This window comes from Dehalococcoidales bacterium (genome assembly GCA_028717385.1).
Lineage (GTDB): Bacteria > Chloroflexota > Dehalococcoidia > Dehalococcoidales > CSSed11-197 > CSSed11-197.
In genome coordinates this window covers 1-17,484 of sequence record JAQUNW010000025.1, presented here as the reverse complement: position 1 = coordinate 17,484, position 17,484 = coordinate 1, and the positions used below count along the sequence as shown (strand labels likewise).

17 protein-coding genes and 1 tRNA gene are annotated in these 17,484 nt (G+C 46.4%); 13 read left to right on the top strand and 5 right to left on the bottom strand.

All coding sequences use genetic code 11. The annotated features are described in order from the left end of the window. The first annotated feature begins 504 nt into the window (after nucleotides 1–504). Nucleotides 505–957 (top strand): peptidylprolyl isomerase, encoded by a 453-nt coding sequence (locus tag PHX29_05770; GenBank protein MDD5605398.1) that lies wholly within the window; start codon nucleotides 505–507, stop codon nucleotides 955–957. Nucleotides 958–968: 11 nt separating this feature from the next. Here PHX29_05770 and PHX29_05765 read toward each other — a convergent pair whose 3' ends face one another. After that, a complete protein-coding gene (locus PHX29_05765; protein MDD5605397.1) occupies nucleotides 969–1,265 on the bottom strand; it encodes a methyltransferase domain-containing protein in 297 nt (98 codons plus the stop codon). Between the two features lie 365 nt (nucleotides 1,266–1,630). Beyond that, nucleotides 1,631–2,491, bottom strand: a complete 861-nt coding sequence (locus tag PHX29_05760; GenBank protein ID MDD5605396.1) for a DUF72 domain-containing protein — start codon at nucleotides 2,489–2,491, stop codon at nucleotides 1,631–1,633. 232 nt (nucleotides 2,492–2,723) lie between these two features. Here PHX29_05760 and PHX29_05755 point away from each other — a divergent pair, with 232 nt between their 5' ends. The 6 genes from PHX29_05755 (at nucleotide 2,724) to PHX29_05730 (ending at nucleotide 9,716) form a co-directional block, all read left to right on the top strand. Continuing rightward, nucleotides 2,724–3,821, top strand: coding sequence for a TRAP transporter substrate-binding protein (locus tag PHX29_05755; GenBank protein ID MDD5605395.1), 1,098 nt, complete (start codon nucleotides 2,724–2,726; stop codon nucleotides 3,819–3,821). A 65-nt stretch (nucleotides 3,822–3,886) separates the two neighbouring features. Beyond that, nucleotides 3,887–4,375, top strand: coding sequence for a TRAP transporter small permease (locus tag PHX29_05750; protein ID MDD5605394.1), 489 nt, complete (start codon nucleotides 3,887–3,889; stop codon nucleotides 4,373–4,375). Next, the gene (locus PHX29_05745) at nucleotides 4,372–5,673 is read left to right on the top strand and encodes a TRAP transporter large permease (protein MDD5605393.1); all 1,302 of its coding nucleotides are present in this window, start codon (nucleotides 4,372–4,374) and stop codon (nucleotides 5,671–5,673) included. The genes PHX29_05750 and PHX29_05745 overlap by 4 nt, the downstream gene beginning before the upstream one ends. 41 nt (nucleotides 5,674–5,714) lie before the next feature. Next, nucleotides 5,715–7,262, top strand: a complete 1,548-nt coding sequence (locus PHX29_05740) for a class I adenylate-forming enzyme family protein (protein ID MDD5605392.1) — start codon at nucleotides 5,715–5,717, stop codon at nucleotides 7,260–7,262. Nucleotides 7,263–7,355: 93 nt separating this feature from the next. After that, nucleotides 7,356–9,032: a single-stranded-DNA-specific exonuclease RecJ gene (recJ, locus tag PHX29_05735; GenBank protein ID MDD5605391.1), complete on the top strand. Its 1,677-nt coding sequence runs from the start codon at nucleotides 7,356–7,358 to the stop codon at nucleotides 9,030–9,032. Between the two features lie 36 nt (nucleotides 9,033–9,068). Beyond that, entirely contained in the window at nucleotides 9,069–9,716 is a 648-nt protein-coding gene (locus PHX29_05730; protein MDD5605390.1) for a glycerol-3-phosphate acyltransferase, read from the top strand. Here PHX29_05730 and PHX29_05725 read toward each other — a convergent pair whose 3' ends face one another. Beyond that, the gene (locus tag PHX29_05725; GenBank protein ID MDD5605389.1) at nucleotides 9,717–12,005 is read right to left on the bottom strand and encodes a DEAD/DEAH box helicase; all 2,289 of its coding nucleotides are present in this window, start codon (nucleotides 12,003–12,005) and stop codon (nucleotides 9,717–9,719) included. Beyond that, nucleotides 12,002–12,292, bottom strand: coding sequence for a DUF503 domain-containing protein (locus PHX29_05720; GenBank protein MDD5605388.1), 291 nt, complete (start codon nucleotides 12,290–12,292; stop codon nucleotides 12,002–12,004). Before PHX29_05720 ends, PHX29_05725 begins: the two co-directional genes overlap by 4 nt. 146 nt (nucleotides 12,293–12,438) lie before the next feature. On the opposite strand from PHX29_05720, the gene PHX29_05715 reads away from it, so the two are divergent. From PHX29_05715 to PHX29_05690, 6 genes are all read left to right on the top strand, one after another. Further along, nucleotides 12,439–12,819, top strand: a complete 381-nt coding sequence (locus PHX29_05715; GenBank protein MDD5605387.1) for a metalloregulator ArsR/SmtB family transcription factor — start codon at nucleotides 12,439–12,441, stop codon at nucleotides 12,817–12,819. A gap of 139 nt (nucleotides 12,820–12,958) precedes the next feature. Continuing rightward, complete coding sequence (locus PHX29_05710) at nucleotides 12,959–13,552, top strand: hypothetical protein (protein MDD5605386.1); 594 nt, start codon at nucleotides 12,959–12,961, stop codon at nucleotides 13,550–13,552. 114 nt (nucleotides 13,553–13,666) lie between these two features. Continuing rightward, nucleotides 13,667–14,137 (top strand): hypothetical protein, encoded by a 471-nt coding sequence (locus PHX29_05705; protein ID MDD5605385.1) that lies wholly within the window; start codon nucleotides 13,667–13,669, stop codon nucleotides 14,135–14,137. 45 nt (nucleotides 14,138–14,182) lie between these two features. After that, on the top strand, nucleotides 14,183–15,598 hold the full coding sequence (locus tag PHX29_05700; protein MDD5605384.1) for a hypothetical protein: 1,416 nt from the start codon (nucleotides 14,183–14,185) through the stop codon (nucleotides 15,596–15,598). A 42-nt stretch (nucleotides 15,599–15,640) separates the two neighbouring features. Then, nucleotides 15,641–16,021, top strand: coding sequence for a rhodanese-like domain-containing protein (locus PHX29_05695; GenBank protein MDD5605383.1), 381 nt, complete (start codon nucleotides 15,641–15,643; stop codon nucleotides 16,019–16,021). A gap of 213 nt (nucleotides 16,022–16,234) precedes the next feature. Continuing rightward, nucleotides 16,235–16,309: transfer RNA gene (locus tag PHX29_05690), tRNA-Gly, on the top strand. Between the two features lie 298 nt (nucleotides 16,310–16,607). Here the strand turns inward: PHX29_05690 and PHX29_05685 are convergent. Continuing rightward, nucleotides 16,608–17,414 (bottom strand): hypothetical protein, encoded by an 807-nt coding sequence (locus tag PHX29_05685; GenBank protein ID MDD5605382.1) that lies wholly within the window; start codon nucleotides 17,412–17,414, stop codon nucleotides 16,608–16,610. Nucleotides 17,415–17,484 lie beyond the last annotated feature (70 nt).

Below are 17,484 nucleotides of genomic sequence, written 5' to 3'. Positions count from 1 at the left end.
CTTTGTGAAATTCCAGAGTGAGGGATATGTAACCTGTAGCGTCCATTCTGATTCTCCTTTATATATGATGGACATTTACCATTTTAATCACACATTACAACGCTGTCAACCGATCAAATACAAAAAATCGTGTCACCCAAGAGTGAAGCGAAGAATCTTTAAGAAATAGGCTCGCCTTAACGGGAACTCACTACTGTTACGACGGACGCTATCCGGGGAAGATCCTTCGTCGGGCTACCGCCCTCCTCCAGGATGACACAAATAAAAGGAGCGTCCGACTCAAGGATGACACGAATAATTTGAGGATGGCGCACTATCCGGGGAAGATTCTTCTTCGCACTGGCGTGCTCATCAAAGAGGACACAGAAAATGGAGCACCCTTCTCAAGGATTGCACAGCAGATGGGTTATGTTTCACCTCCCCCAGTTATGGTAAGATAACCCTTAATAATTAATGAAAGGCTAATTAACCATGACTAAGAAAACCTATTCTGCTCCACCACCCATGACCATAGACCAGGAAAAGAAATACACCGCCACCATTGAAACCAACAAGGGAGACATCGTTCTCAGCCTGTTTGCTAAAGATGCTCCCAATACGGTCAACAACTTTGTGTTTCTGGCGCGGGACGGCTTTTATGACGGCATCATCTTCCACCGGGTAATAGCAGGATTTATGGCTCAGGCGGGAGATCCAACCGGCACCGGCTGCGGCGGCCCGGGCTATAAATTTGAAGATGAGTTTTCCACGCACGCCCATGTTGCCGGAGCACTCTCCATGGCCAATGCCGGCCCCAATACCAACGGCAGCCAGTTTTTTATTACCTATTCTCCCCAGCCCCACCTGGATAACCGCCACTCTGTTTTTGGAAAAATGACCAGTGATATGGCTATCCTGGAAAGCATCCGGCAGGGAGACGTTATTAACACCATCACCATCACCATCACCGAAGAATAACTTTATCCTGGTTATCTTGTATTGTACCGGCCTGCACGGCTTAGCAAGCCGGTTTTAATGCCCGTGTGGTAACAAGCGTATTGGTATAACTGGTCAGAATACGAAACTGCGTATTTAACCTGGAGTATACCCTGCTGCTCCAGCTTGAGATCAAACATATACATTATCGGGTTGCAGAACCCGGCAATCAGTGTTCCACCTGACTTTAGCACCCGGTAGCACTCCCTCCATACCGGTTTTACATCTGGCACAAATAAATTGGAAGTGGGATGGACGATACAGTCAAAAGTCTCATCTGAAATACGGATAGATCTCGCATATCTCCTTCTATCAAACGCATTTCCAGCCCCTCTCTTTCCGCAACCATCTTATCCTGTGCAAGTTGCCTGGGGGAATTGTCCAGGACGATTACATGCGCTCCAGTAGCAGCCAGAACCGGTCATTGTTGACCACCCCCGGAAGCAAGACATAAAATTTCCAATCCCTTTATCGAGGGCGGGAACCATTCTCGCGGTACCGGTTTTAAGGGGGTCATGACTATTGACCATGGTGGGCTTTTTCAATAATGTCACTTGAAACCGGTACAGTCCATTCATTTTGCTGCTCTACCAGGCGGTCCCAGGCACCCCGGTTATGTTCACGAATATCCATGCTTGTCCCCAGATGTGTTTTTTTATTCCAGTGTTAAAAACATGGGCGGAATGGCTTTTAATGGCAGCTGCAGCGCACGCATCATATCCATTGCATTGCGGGGCGCATAGGCTTGCCAATGGTTGTTGAAATAAATAAAGGTGCTGTTGGACTTTTGCCCAACTTGCTTGACCTGTTCTGCCAACTGGGCAATTTCGCCAGCCGAATAGAGGTATTTGTAGCGGGTTTCTACATTGCCTTTCCACCACATTTCCCGGTTACGGCCATGCAGGCGAAAATAGCTATGGTCAGCCGTCTGGGGAAGCTCCTGCGCAACCGATGAACTGAACCTGGGTTCATCTATCCTGACCCAAGATGTGCCGCTTTCTCTTAGCAAACGGGCGGTAGCGGCATCATCGCTCCAACTGCGGTGGCGAAGCTCCACTGCCAGGCGGTAATCCCGAAAAGCCTCTACCACTTCCCGCAACGTACGCTGGTTTTGGCGGGTATTGGTAAAACCCGGTGGAAACTGTGCAAGCAAGGCTCCCAATTGACCGGCTACGGCAATTGGCTCTATTGAAGATTTAAACAGGTCAACATCAGCCAGAGAAATAACCGCTTCCTGGCCAGTAGCTGCCTGGTACATATCCGGATGGGTAAACTTCTGCCATAATTTTACCGAAAATAGAAAGCCTTCCGGCACGGCGTTTGCCCAATTGGCAGCAATCCTCGGGTCCGGCGGCCGGTAAAAAGAACTGTTGATTTCTACCGTATTGAAAAAATTGCTGTAGTAGGTGAGTTCATTGGTGGTTCCCGGCGGGTAAAAATGCCCCTTCCAGGTACCTTCCCCCTTGGGGTAGCTCCAGCCCGAGGTCCCAACATATATATTTTGCAGGGTTTCCATAGCCATATCATTATAAACCGAGATGCAAGCCATTAACAGAGTTAGTATACTGTTTAAGCTCCGAATCAGGATGCTTTCCTGTTAATAACATAAAATTTTTTACTGCGGCTTGTCAGGGAACCGATACCGATTGACTACTCTAAACGTACTGTGTTAAATTACCCCACAACTTGTTACTCCGGGTTGGCCCGGATTTGTTTTTTGGGGAATAATCAGGTTGTGGAGAACTACAGTGAAAAGGAAATTTTTTACAGCAACTCTGGCACTTGTTTTACTTGGGCAGTTCGCTCTGGCTGGTTGCGGCGGTTCCCAGGAAGGTGTTTATGAACTCTCCTATTCCAACTTTTTCCCTTCTACTCATCTGAATTCCATACTGGCAGAAAAGTGGATTGAAGAAATCCAAACTCGCAGTGAGGGGCAGATTAAAATCAACTATTATCCCGGCGGTACCCTTACTGCCGCGGCAGGCATTTACGATGGAGTGGTGCAGGGTATTTCAGATATCGGCATGTCCTGCTTTAGCTATACTCCCGGCCGTTTCCCGGTATCTGAACTGGTTGACTTACCTCATGGATATCCCAGCGGCTATGTAGCTACCATGGCAGCCAATGACTATTACAATGAATTTGAACCGGCTGAGCTGAAAGATGTTCAACCGCTATATTTCCATGCCCATGGCCCGGGGGTGATTATCAGCACTCAGAAAAAAATCAGCACCCTTGATGATCTGAAAGGTATGGTAATCCGCGCAACCGGAATCGGCGCCAATGTGGTTAAAGCCCTGGGCGCGGAAGGCTATGGAGTAAGCCAGGGGGAAGCCTACGAACTTATGGCTAGAGGAATTGTAGACGGGAGCTATACACCAAGGGAAGTTTTGAAGGGTTGGAAACAGGCAGAAGTGGTTAAGTATGTAACCGATTGCTATGAAGTTGGCAATACCACCATGATGTTTGTGGTTATTAATAAAACTAAATGGAATTCCCTGCCGGACGACCTGCAGGAGATTATTTCTGATGTAAGCTCGGAATGGATAGAAAAGCACGGTATGGTTTGGGATTATTACGACAAAGCCGGTATTGATTATTTTCTTGGACTCGGTGGAGGGAGAGAGGTAATTGAGCTTTCTGCCGAACAGGTAGAGATCTGGAAAGAAGCTGCAGTTGCACCTCTTATAGCTCAATATACAACCGATAAAACCGCCCTCGGCCTAGAACCTGACGAATATGAAAACTACCTGCTGGAAAGAGTAAGCTATTGGGCAGGGAAATCTCCTTCTGCCGAAGACTGCGTTGCCTGGGTGGAAGAAAACCTGGCAGAATACCTTACCTAAACCATCTGGTTATAAGACTAACCGGGGAAATAGTAAATCTCGCTTGATATAAACATGACAACAATATGGAAAAACTAGAAAAGATCTCCAAGGGATTAAACCAGGGCTTTAACTGGGTTGCCGGCGCTGGGCTGGTTATCATGCTCGTACTGACGGTGGCTGATGTAATAGCTATCAAGGTATTCTCTTCTCCTATCCCCGGCACTATTGAGCTGGTGAGTTTTTTGAGCGTAGTTGTGATTGCCTTTGCTTTGGCTTATACACAACAGCTAAAAGGGCACATTCAGGTGGATTTTTTCGTTACCCGCCTGCCGCATATAATCAGAGACTTTTTTGGTGCACTGGTTTCCGCTATTGGTATAGTCCTTTTCGCCCTGCTGGCATGGAGAAGCTTTGAATATGCACAGGTTCTTCAGCTTACCGGCGAAGTATCCATGACGCAGAGAATTCCCTTTTACCCCTTTGTATATGCCATAGCTGTTTGCTGTATCCCGGTATGCCTTCAGCTTTTAATTGAACTGATTAATTATATAAGCCGGATGGTTAAGAGATGAGTGCAGTAGCCACAGGGCTAATCGGCATTGCCGTATTGATTACCCTCTTCCTGATTGGCACGCCGGTTGGTTTCGCTATGGCAATTGTAGGAACCGTCGGGTTTTGCATGCTTGTTTCTCCAGAAGCCGGGTTGAGCCTGCTGGCAAGAGATGTCTGGGTTACCTTTTCCAACTATTCGTTAACGGTAATCCCGATGTTTATTTTTATGGGTTCTCTGGCGTTTGCCACCGGAATGAGCCGGAAGTTATACTCCTCCACCCATAAGATATTTGGCCAGTTTAAAGGCGGGCTGGTTATTGCCACTATTGCCGCCTGTGCCGGTTTTGCTGCCATTTGCGGTTCCACCAATGCTACTGCTGCCGCGATGGGGAGAGTAGCTCTGCCAGAAATGAAGAGGTTCAATTACGACGATTCACTGGCAACCGGCTCTGTAGCAGCAGCCGGATCTTTGGGGATACTGATTCCACCCAGCACCGTGTTCATGGTCTACGGTATTATGACGGAGCAATCGATAGGCTCTCTCTTCCTGGCTGGTATTGTTCCCGGCATAATGCTCACAATCTTGTTTATAATTGTAGTGATATTGATGTGCTGGAAGAATCCGGCACTAGCCCCAGCCGGAGAGGCGACCAGTTGGAAAGAAAAATTTACCGGGCTGGCCGGAATGGCAGATACCATCGTCCTGTTTACGCTGGTAATTGGCGGACTTTTCCTGGGCTTATTCAGCCCTATGCAGGCAGGTGCAGTTGGCGCAGCCGGGGTGCTGATACTTGGCTTGATCCGGCGGCAGATGAACCTGCCCAACTTCCTGTTTGCAGTAAAAGATGCGCTTAAAATCACCTGTGAGGTGATAGTTATTATCACCGGTGCGGTCGTGTTTGGCCACTTTATGGCAGTCACCACAATCCCAGCCAATCTGGCTGGATGGGTAGGAGGCTTGGATCTGCACCCAGCCGCCATAATGTGTATAATAATACTTATCTATCTCGTTGGCGGCTTTTTCATGGATGCATTAGCCATGATAACGCTTACCATTCCAATCATTTACCCACTGGTTACAGCGCTCGGTTTCAATCCGATATGGTTCGGGGTAATCGTAGTACTGGTTACCGAAATGGGCGTTATTACCCCTCCGGTAGGTTTGAACGTTTATGTCATCAAGAGTATCACCGAAGACGTAGCTTTGGAAACTATTTTCAAGGGTATTTTCCCCTTCCTTGCGGCCATCCTTGTAGCCATCGGGATACTGCTGGCATTCCCGCAGATTGCCACCTTCCTGCCAAATCTGCTGCACTAACACATACACCCGGCAAATATTTATTAGAAAGACTTTTTTAAATGACAATACTCGACCTTGTAATCCGAAATGCCAAATTGTATCCGTGTGATACCGCACTAATTGAACTAAAGCCGTCTGCTAATTACCGACGCACGATTACTTGGGCAGAATTTGATGAAAAAATAAACCGGCTGGCCACCGCCCTGGTAAATAAAGGCATCGGCAGGGAAGATAAGGTCATACACCTGATGATGAACTCTATTGACTGGCTCATTGCCTACTTTGCCATATTAAAAACTGGAGCGTGGGCTGTTCCGCTCAACTTCCGCTTCACTTCCAAAGATATTTTATATTGCGCCAATATTTCCGAAGCCACCACTATGTTACTGGGGCCGGAGTTTATCGAAAGGGTAGAAGAGGCAAAAGCCGGACTAAACCTGATTAACAATTACATCTTTGCCGGGTCTGACACACCAGCCGGAATGGATAACATGGAAGCCTTGATCGACTCTTCCGAACCCAACGCGCCGGATATCAGCTTTTCCCCGGACGACGTTTGCGGTTTGTATTTTACATCCGGTACCACCGGGGATCCCAAACCGATAGTGCTTACACACAAGAACATGACGCATGCTGCTATTACCGAACAAAAGCATCATCAGCAGGTTAAGGAAGATAACTTCATCCTGATGCCGCCACTTTACCATACGGGCGCTAAAATGCACTGGTTCGGTTGCTTGCTAGCCGGTAGCCGTGCAACTATTCTCACTGAAATAAACCCGAAAAACATTTTGGATGCCCTGCATTCCGAACGAGGCACAATAATCTGGCTACTGGTTCCCTGGGCTCAGGACCTCCTGGGGGCACTGGACCGGGGCGAACTCAAATTGGCAGATTACCATTTAGGCAGCCTTCGGCTGATGCACATCGGCGCGCAACCGGTACCACCCAGCCTGGTGAAAAGATGGAAAGCATATTTCCCACAAGTTGCTTACGACACCAACTATGGACTTAGCGAGAGCACCGGCCCGGGTTGCGTCCATCTTGGCGTAGAAAACGAGCATAAAGTTGGCGCTATTGGCAAAGCCGGTGAAGGATGGGCGACCAGGATAGTAGATGAAGCCGGGCATGATGTTAAACCGGGGGAAGTAGGCGAATTACTGGTAAAGGGCGACGGGGTAATGAAAGAGTATTATAAAAACCCCGTCAAGACTGCTGAAACCCTCCGCAATGGCTGGCTTTATACCGGCGATATGGCAAAAACCGATGGAGACGGTTTTATATATCTGGTAGATCGCAAGAAAGATGTTATTATTACCGGGGGAGAGAACATTTTCCCGGTTGAGGTGGAGGAGGTAATTAGTGCCCACCCCGGAGTTTATGACGTAGCCGCGATTGGTGTTAACGATGAGCGACTGGGAGAAATTGTGGCAGCAGTGATTGATCCACAGCCAGGAGTGACTCTCACGGAACAAGAAATTGCGGATTACTGTGAAAAAAACTTGCCCCGTTACAAACGGCCACGCTTGATATTTTTTGACAAGGTGCCACGCAATCCTACCGGTAAAATCGAAAAACCGGTGCTAAGAAAGAAATACAGCGGTTAAGTATATACCTGCCTTAATGGCTTTTTGATACCTGCTGCCTTATTTGACTTGATTGATATTGTTTGCTATTTTTAAGTTTATCAGGAGGATTTTTTGCCCCAACTACACTGGAAATTAAAGCCTGTTGCTCCCGCCGGTTTCATGGCTGGAGAAAACGGTTTTTCTCCTATCGTTAAACAAATTTTCTTCAACCGTGGTTTGGAAGATTCCCGTTCTATTGCCGCTTTTATAGAAGGCGGAGAAGCACTTTCCCATGATCCGTATCTTATGCCCGATATCCGCCAGGCTATCAGCCGAATATACCAAGCATTACTCTCTGGCGAAAAAATGGCGGTTTACGGGGATTTCGATGCTGACGGTATCACCGGCACCGTGCTGCTTGTTCAGGCGATACAAAAGCTGGGTGGCGCTGTACACCCTTATATTCCCCATCGTTTAAATGAAGGGCATGGCATTAATCGCACAGCACTTAACGAACTGCACGATTTGGGTGTAACTCTGATCATCACTACCGATTGCGGCATCAGCGCCATTGCGGAAACCCGGCAAGCTAAACGCAAGGGTATAGATATCATAATTACTGACCATCATAATCCCCAGGATGAAATACCAGCCGCCGTTGCCGCAGTTAATCCCAAACGGCTTGATTCTGAATACCCTTTCCGGGAACTCTCCGGCGTTGGAGTTAGCTATAAATTTGTCCAGGCACTTTATGACAGTATCGGCAAATCTGAAGAAGTTGCTGATTTTCTTGATCTGGTTGCACTGGGCACAATAGCCGATATGATGCCACTTGTTGGTGAAAACCGCTACCTAGTAAAAAAAGGGCTGGAAAAAATAAATTCTAATCCGCGCCTCGGGATACGAATGATGATGGAATTTGCCGGCCTCTCTCAGGGCAAGATCACTGCAGAAGATGTATCATGGGCGCTCGCGCCAAGATTGAACGCTGCTGGAAGGCTCGAACACGCTCTGGGCGGTTATAACCTGCTGGTAACGGAAGACTGGAAAGAAGCCCACCGCCTGGCAGCCAAACTGGAAGAACAGAATCTCGAACGCCAGAAGATGACGGTGAAAGCCTGTTCGCATGCCAAGGCACAGATTCTTGCAGAAGAACCGGGCAGCCTATTGGTTGCTCATGCTGATGAATACCCGGCTGGAATAATCGGATTGGTAGCCGGCAGAATTTCTAATGAATTTTACCGCCCGACGATTGTAGTGAAAACCGGCCAAAAGGTATCCCAGGGCAGTTGCCGTTCCATTGTCGAGTTTGATATTATCAGTGCTATAAACAGCCTTTCCGGTTTATTAAGCCGTTACGGAGGCCACCCCCAGGCAGCTGGCTTCAGCCTTAAAACCAGCAATCTTTGTCTGTTCCTGCATGAAATGGATCTTATTGCCAGAGAAAAGCTGGAGGGGCTTGATTTAAAGCCGTCTCTTGAGATCGATGCCGAGGTTGGGCTCAACGAAATTGGCGGCAAGGCTTACCAGGCAATCTCCAAATTAGCGCCTTTCGGCAAGGGGAATCCAGTACCGATACTTGCTAGCCGGGGGGTAGAAGTGATTAAATGCCGCCAGATGGGCAGCACCGGAAAGCATCTTCGCCTTCAGGTAAGGCATTGCGGGGCGGTATGGGACGCGGTTGCATTCGGGCAGGGTGATAACTTCGAAGATATTAAAAGTCGTATGGATATAGCCTTCAATCTGGAGCAGGATGAGTGGATGGGGGAAACCAGACTCAGGCTTAAACTGCTGGATATGAAAACCTAGCCTGGGCGCCGGACATCACAAGGAGTAAGTAAAAAAATGAACGAGATACTGGCTTCTATATTGGCGGTAATAGCTGCCTATTTTATTGGCTCCTTGCCATCTGCCTATATTGCCGGGAGGCTGGTCAAGGGCGTAGACATACGTACCATCGGCAGCCACAACATGGGTGCCATGAATACTTTTTACAGCCTGGGGTTTATCCCCGGTGTCATGGTACTTGCGGCTGATATTCTAAAAGGTGCCGCAGCAGTAGCCATGGCTCGCTTTTTATGTCAACTTGCCACCGGTAATGAAACCATAGTAATTGTAGAAATGATTGCCGGTTTGTTTGTGGTTATCGGGCATAATTATCCGATATGGCTCAAGTTCAAGGGAGGCAAGGGCGGCGCAACGCTGATTGGTGTTATTATTTTTCTGATGCCATGGTGTCTGCCAATCGGCTTCGGGACATTTTTGGTTATACTTGCTATTACCCGCTTTCCCACACTGAGTTACGGGCTTGCGATGATAAGCTTTCCTTTTGTAGCCTGGCTGATTTACGACCGGGTTGATTACATTATTTATTCCGCTGTTATGCTGCTGATACCGTATCTGAGCTATATTCCACGAATTGTAGAGATGAAGTCTAAAGGCGGCAGCTGGTCAAGGGTAATCAAGCGGAAAAACCTTAAAGACCGTCTATAATTAATAAAGCAGCATACTCAAGATTCTCTCCGCTGCCTTTTTATCCAGTGGCTCATTATTGTTACCGCACTTGGGAGATTGTATACAACTCGGGCAACCCTCTTCACATTTGCAGGTTTTAATCACCTTGAGTGTAGCTGCCCACAACTCCATGATTATTTCGTAACCTTTTTCAGCTATTCCGATACCTCCGGGGTGAGCATCATAGATAAAAACCTGAGGTTTTCCGGTATCCATATGCAGTGCAGTAGATACCCCGCCGATATCATTACGGTCACACATCGCAAACAGGGGCAGAATACCTATGGAAGCATGTTCAGTGGCATGCAATCCCCCTTCCAGATCCAGCCCTTCCTTTTGCAACGCGCTGGTTATATCACGATTAACATCAAACCACAGCCCGACGGTTGTAAAAATATCGTCTGGCAAATCCAGCGGCAGCTTATCTATCATCTTTTCTGAATACTGTTCTTTACGCTTGTATGCAATTACTGAAGTGGTCACTTCTACTCTTCCTAGACAAACCTCAACATTTCCCAATTGTTTGCTTTTTAGCACTTTTATAATCCGCAAAGTGGTAAGATCATCAGCAACCGTGTAATAGGCAGCATCGACCGGTTGAGCTTTTGCTGTTGAGCCTTGAAGATCCAGCTCGGTTATCAGGTAGCTTTCACCCTGGTTAAGATACACTGCTCCCGGATGAGCCTGAAATAGAGCGGTGCTTCGCTCAACGCTATCTATCAGGGAACCACTCGAGGTATCAACAATACTTATTGATGGCCCAAAAGAAGAGCGGATATCAACTCCTCTGGCCGGGAAAGCCACGCCGGTATCAGCATACCAGTAACCTTTTCTTGCTCTTAAAGCGCCATTAGTTTCCAGCTCACTTATTGCTTCGCCAAATGCTTTACCAAAGATTTCTGCATCTGTTTTTGATAATGGGTGTTCCCAGGCTGCACATAAAAGATGGCTGCCCAACAAGTAGGGATTTTCTGGGTTGATGAGGGCATTTTCGTAGCGAGCTTTAAAAAAAGCTTCTGGATGATTCATCAGGTATTGATCAAGAGGGTCATCCCGGCCAACCATAATCGTCAATGCCTTGCGCCCGCTCCTTCCGCTGCGGCCGGCCTGCTGCCAGGTACTGGATATGGTGCCGGGGTACCCGGATATAACGGTTACATCCAGATGCCCTATGTCTATACCTAGTTCTAAAGCATTGGTAGCCACAACTCCCATGAGTTTGCCTGTAGACAGGCCAGCTTCAACCTGGCGGCGCACTTCTGGCATATAACCAGCACGGTAAGGCTGAATACGTTCCGCGTGCACCGGGCTTAGCTGTTTAAGGCGATCTCTGGTATAGGTATATATTAGCTCTGTTAGCCGGCGGGAACGGGTAAATACCAGCGACCGTATATTATGGCTAACCAATTCGGCAAAAAGCGCAGATGTTTCACTGTTTGAGCTCTTGCGCGCTCCTTTAGCTGGATCTTCCAGAGGGGGATTCCAGAATACAAAGTCTCTTTCTCCAGCTGGAGAGCCATCATTATCAACTACTTGGAAAGGCAACCCGGTGAGCGCCTCTGCGTGTTCACACGGATTGGCAATAGTAGCTGAGCAAAATATAAAAACCGGCTTTGCGCCGTAATAACGGCAAAGTCTTCTCAAGCGCCGTAAAACCAGCGCAACATTAGAACCGAAAACTCCCCGATATACGTGAGCTTCGTCCAGTATTACGTACTTCAAATTAGTAAAAAAGCGTGCCCAGTCCCCATGGCGGGGAAGCATACCAATATGAAGCATATCGGGGTTGGTTATAATAAGCCTGGCTTTATTGCGCACCTCGTTGCGAAGTTCATAGGGGGTATCTCCATCATAAGCGGCAACAGCAGGGTTTTCTTCTTTGAGTGAATTAAAAATTATATTCAAAGAACGGAGCTGGTCCCTGGCAAGCGCTTTGGTGGGGAAAAGATACAGTGCTCTGGCAAGAGGCTGCGTTTGCAGCGCTTCCAGAACCGGGATGTTATAGGCAAGACTTTTACCACTGGCGCTGGGGGTAGAGATAATAACATTTTCACCCCGGCGGGATATATCTATTGCTTCCGCCTGATGGGTATAAAGCGGCCACATATGCAATTCTTCCAGTGTTTTTTGAAGATTCTCTGGAAGTGGCTTTTCAAGCTCACCAAATGCGGAAGGACGGCTAACGATATGTTCGATATGGCTGACCTGATTTTGGTACGATGACGTTGAAACAAGATAAGCCAAAAACTCTTCCAAATTCATACTCATACTGGGATTATTTCAACCTGGTTCTCAATTACTTCTGCGTTAAAACGACCACTGTTTAAATCATTCTGTATAGAGGATATCACTTCATCTGCCATGCGTTTATCACTGGTGACCAGGCTGATGCCAATAACGGCACTTTGCCACCGGTCTTGATCGGCAACTTCAGCTACTGATACATTGTACCGTTTTCTAAGCCCGGCAATCATCGGGCGTATGGCTTGCCTTTTTCCTTTTAAGGAATTGTTGCCGGCGAGCCTCAGATAGATTTTAATTATACCTACATGCATACTTAAGCCCCTTGGCAAGGAATTACCGCTTGCTCTAATTGTAGCATCTTGACAACCTGTATTTTAACCGAATTTTTTAATTCTAACGATTGACACTTCAAGACTAAATCTATAGAATAACCGCATAAACTACAGGTTGGACATATATGGTACTTGAAAATAAAGTAAAAATATTTAAAGCCCTATCTGATGAGACCCGTTTACGCATACTTAATCTGTTAATCCACAAGGAATGCTGCGTTTGTGAAGTTATGCAGGCGTTAAACATCAGCCAGACGAGGGCTTCCAGGAATCTGAGCCAGTTGTATAATGCCGGGCTGTTACTTTTACGCAAGGAAGGATTATGGTCTCTGTATTCTATTGATGAAACCAAAATTGAGCCTTTCGCTGCTTCGATAATAGGAGCCATGCGCCAATATCTCAAGGATAGCCCTGAACTTTTTAAAGATTTAGAAAACCTTAAAAAAGCCGTAAGAGAAGGTGGTTGCTCCTCAATTGATACGCCTTGTTCTGGCAATTGCAAGTAATTGCCACCAGCCCGCGTTTTTTAACAAGCATTTGAAGCTGGTTGTTGTAGCCGAAGCACCTCCTAGGTATTATTTACATCTTAAACTATATGCGCTAAAATGAATATAGTCTTAATCACGTGAGGTTGCGTTTATCCATATGCTAAGCAAATCCCTGTTAAGCCATTCATTAATTACTTTACTTCTGGCAGTATCAATAATCATTGCCTCCGGTTGCACCGTAAAACCTTCAACTAATAATCCAGGCACAAGCACTAATCCGGTTACTACCACCACATCTACAGAACCCGTAACCACCGAACCCACGACTACAACCACGTCAAATACCACCACTCCATCGGTTACAACTACACTGCAAAACCTGAAAGCTGAAAAGCTTGAAGTCCGCCGAGCCGGTATGCAGGATGAACTTGCTCTTAATATGCTATTAAAGCCGGTTGATGCAAATGGAAAGGGGTTAATCGTCGAAGGCACACTAAGTGTTAAGGTCTGGGAAATGCTGGATGCCTTTGATATCACCAAAAAAGGTAACTTGATACAAAGCTGGGATGGAGTACCAATTACCAGTGATGATTACGATATCGATTATACCGAAACCCTGATCAGATTGACTTATGAAGATTTTATTCCTGAATGGTGGCAATATGGGATTGCTGACATAGAATTTGCATTTGATGGGGGTGTAGTTACAGCTTCAAAGGATCTGCTGCTGGGCAAAATACCTGGCTGTTGAGATTACGCTTGTCAGTAACCGGTTCGGCTACAAATAAGCAGTTTTATCACAAAGCCTGTACAACCATGGCTTGGAAGCCTTAAGATTAATGGTTTGATTGCAGGGGGGGTAAGCATGAACCAAAAAAAAGATTACATTAAACGCACTGGCATCAGCCGAAGAAAGTTCATCAGGGACACGGGCGTTGTAACTACCGCACTTGCTTCATCAATGTTGCTTTCATCATGCAAAGAAGGTAATGCCACTAACCCAACCAGCACTACTGGCACAGTAGAATCAAAACCGGCAAAGCTTGAGGTATTTAATCCTACCGGCTCGATCGAAGTTACAAACTTGCATGCTCCCCGGCTCGATAGCCTCGCGGGAAAGATAATCTGTGAAATCACCAACGGGGATTACAATTTTGATAATACCTTCCCTCGCCTGCGCCAAGTATTAAAAAATATGTATCCAACCGCTACAATTATCCCCTACACAGAATTTGACACTATAGCCCACGTTGTAGATGAAAAATCAATGGCTGGTATATTGAAACAGCTGGAAGAAGCCGGTTGCGATGGAGTGATTGTAGGCAACGCCGGCTGAGGATCCTGTTCAACGCGTGCAGCTCGGGCAGCTGCTTTCATCGAAATGGAACTTGGTGTTCCCACCATGATAATGACCCGCAAAGGTTTTACCGGGATTATAACCAATAACTTTGCAGGCCTGGGTTTTTCCAACGAGGCACCGGTAGTAAAAGAATGGCCATGGGATTTGTTTACCGCAGAGGGCGACTTATCTGTAATCGATGCAGAAGTAAATACCGTGATTAAAGGGCTTACTCAATGGGAGCCGCAAATTAGAGAAACTGGTATATATCCGCCGGATATGGTAACCGTCACAGCTGATAATTACGAAGAAGCATACACTAAAATGAATTACACATTCCTCCAGTACCAATGGGGAGACGGGCTGCCCTTAACGCCACCAACTGCCAAAACAGTTGATTGGATACTTACCGGAACCGACCTCGACCCAACATCTACGGTTGGTCATTATGGCAAGTTCTATCCGAAAGGCGGGATACTTACAGTTCATTCTCTGGCTGTTTGCCTGGCACTGGCAGGCGGACGGCCTGAATACCTGCCGGTGATTATTGCCTACGCGGAAGCTATGCAGGAACCAGATTTTGCCCATGAATCCATGAATACCACTACCTGTTCCACCTGGCCAGCATGTATAGTAAACGGACCCGTTGCCAAGCAGATACGTCTTTCTTCTGGTTATGGCTGCTTTGGGCCGGATCCCCTATTCCCAGCTAACGGATCTATCGGACGAGCGATGAGGATTGCCCAGCAAAATATCGGCGGAGCACTCCCGGCAACCGGCTCAATGGCAATCTACGGGCATAACCGCCACACAAACACAGTGTTTGCTGAAGATGAAGAAGGCTTGCCGGAAGACTGGCCTTCACTATCAGAAGAACGGGGATTTGCCAAGGGTTCAAATACGGCGCTGGTTGCTGCAGTAGCCGGCATAAACAATATAAACACTTACGGGAAAGGCTCATCGCCCCTGGTTGGAGGATTCAATTTACAGAATCTGCTATACACTTATCAGGGTTTTATGGCAATCCCAAGCACCAACAATACAGAATCAAGCTATTATATGGGAGACATTAAAGGTAAGGATTCTGGGATACTGGTTGTACCGCGCTATGTTGCCAAAGCGTTTTCTGAAGGTGGCTGGACAAAACAGGATGTTAAACAGTGGTTGTACGAAAACGCCCGTATAATAGACCTGCCAAACGTAAGGGAATGGGCAGAATCACAAAAGATTGATGGCGCGCTGGCTGTTTTCGGAGATGATTGGTATCCGGTTCCATTGTATACCAGCCCCGATGACGTATTGATTGCAGTAGCTGGCGGAGAACAATCTGGCCATAATGCCTATTTGCAGCACGGCACGAGTTGGTCTATTAACCAAATTAAGGAAATACACCTCCCCACTAATTGGGATGAGCTTATTAGCCAAGCAGAAAAAGACCTTGGTCCCAGGCAGTTGTAATTAATGATTATGTAATTCTAATTTCCCAAAGGAGCACACCACATGATGAATAGTAAGTTATACAGGGCTGCCTTGCTTTTTATAGTAATGTCATTACTCATTATGCCTGCAGCCTGTACCTCTGGAGAGACCACTATCGCCCCGAATATTCCGGGGGCGCCATCTCCCTCTGAGCTTGCAGAACAGGGTTTCGTGAGCCCGGATGTACCCAGGACAAGTTGTGAAGAGTTGAAAGCGATGATAGACACCGAAGAAGATTTTGTGTTGGTAGATACCCGCTTTAAGGCGCTGTATGACATGGAGCATCTGCCAGGGGCAATCTTTATCCAGGGTGAAGCGACTCCTTTAATCACCCAACAATGGATTGACAACCAGTTAAAAAACCTGCCGCTAGATAAAACGATAGTTTTTTATTGTGACTGAGAGGACGATGCAGTTTCTGCCAGTATGGTAGAAAGAATGAAGGAACTTGGCACCGGGCACGATTGGGACAAGATCAAGGTTCTCTGGAAAGGCTACGAAAGGTGGATAGAACTCGGTTATCCGCTATCCGGCCAGTAAACTTGAACGGGTGCAAATAAATATACAATTGCTTTACAGCTAATGCTTTTTAAGTTAAAATACCATCGTCCAAAAGCGGGAGTAATTCAGTGGTAGAATGTCTGCTTCCCAAGCAGGAAGTCGCGAGTTCGAATCTCGTCTCCCGCTCCACCAAACATCTTTCTGCTTTTTCTCTTTTGGTTAACCACGTGCTTAACTTTCATGGCTAAAACCTCCTTGTTTTGTTAACGCCCGGCATTATACGTGATTGGTCGAATGAAGAGAACAAACAGGAAAAATCTTGATGGGTACACGTGAATCGTATATTCTTTAAAATTACTGTTCTAGTCTTATGCTCGAGCTTCCGATATTAGCTTTATTTGCAGAATGGGCATATTATTATGCGAATGAAAGTGTACGAAACACTAGACAAGCAGACCTATGAAATAAAGGAATATTCTTTTCTAAGCTACCCCCAAAGGTTCTTTCTGATCCTTTTCAACTCATCTTGTTGAGTTTTTTTCAAACTACTTGCGCCAGAAAGAAACTCTGCACCATCTTTATTAACTTTAGGAACATGCCAATCAAGCGCTCTTTGAATGTCACTGCGCTGGCGTCTTCCTTGGCGTCTTCCATTTACTATTATATAGGTATCTCCGGAATCACCGTGATAGCGAACTCGTCTTGAACGAGAACCTATTCCAACGAGAAAAATTAACAAAACAATCATCCCTATGATAATCCCGATTATCGTTAAGCCGCTAATATTTGAAGATGAAGGCGGAGAAGGTACATTGTCGTTTTGTGCCGGCAATATGACATTGGAGTTTGTTGAACTAGTTATAGGCGCGGGTATACTTAGTACCAAAGGTGATTTACTGGATATCAAATTGGAGTATTCAAAAGATGGTAATACTGAATAAGTGAAATCATAATAACGCTTGCGTATGTCCATTCCGTTTGTGTTATTCAGAACAATGGAATGTTGACCGTTACTTTGAGCCTGAAATACGCAATGAGGTATTTGCGCTGAAGAGTTATTTGTTTCTTGGCCGCTTGGATTTTTGATAAATATAGCTAGATTATCATCTGCACGTGCAAGGATGATGTAGAGCACTTCTCCCTGTTTCAATTCAACCGGATATGTGTTTGTCTGCCCGCCTGTTAAGTAACCGGTTATTTGTGTTTCATCTTGGGCATAAACGACAGAGGAAGTAAGCAGAAAGAAAGAAAGAAGAACCCAGAAGATAACTGATAGCTTGAACGGTTTGTTCATGAAGTCGATTATATTCTGCCGTTAAGTGATTGTCAATGGATTGTAAGGGTCCAGCACATATTGGACTTTT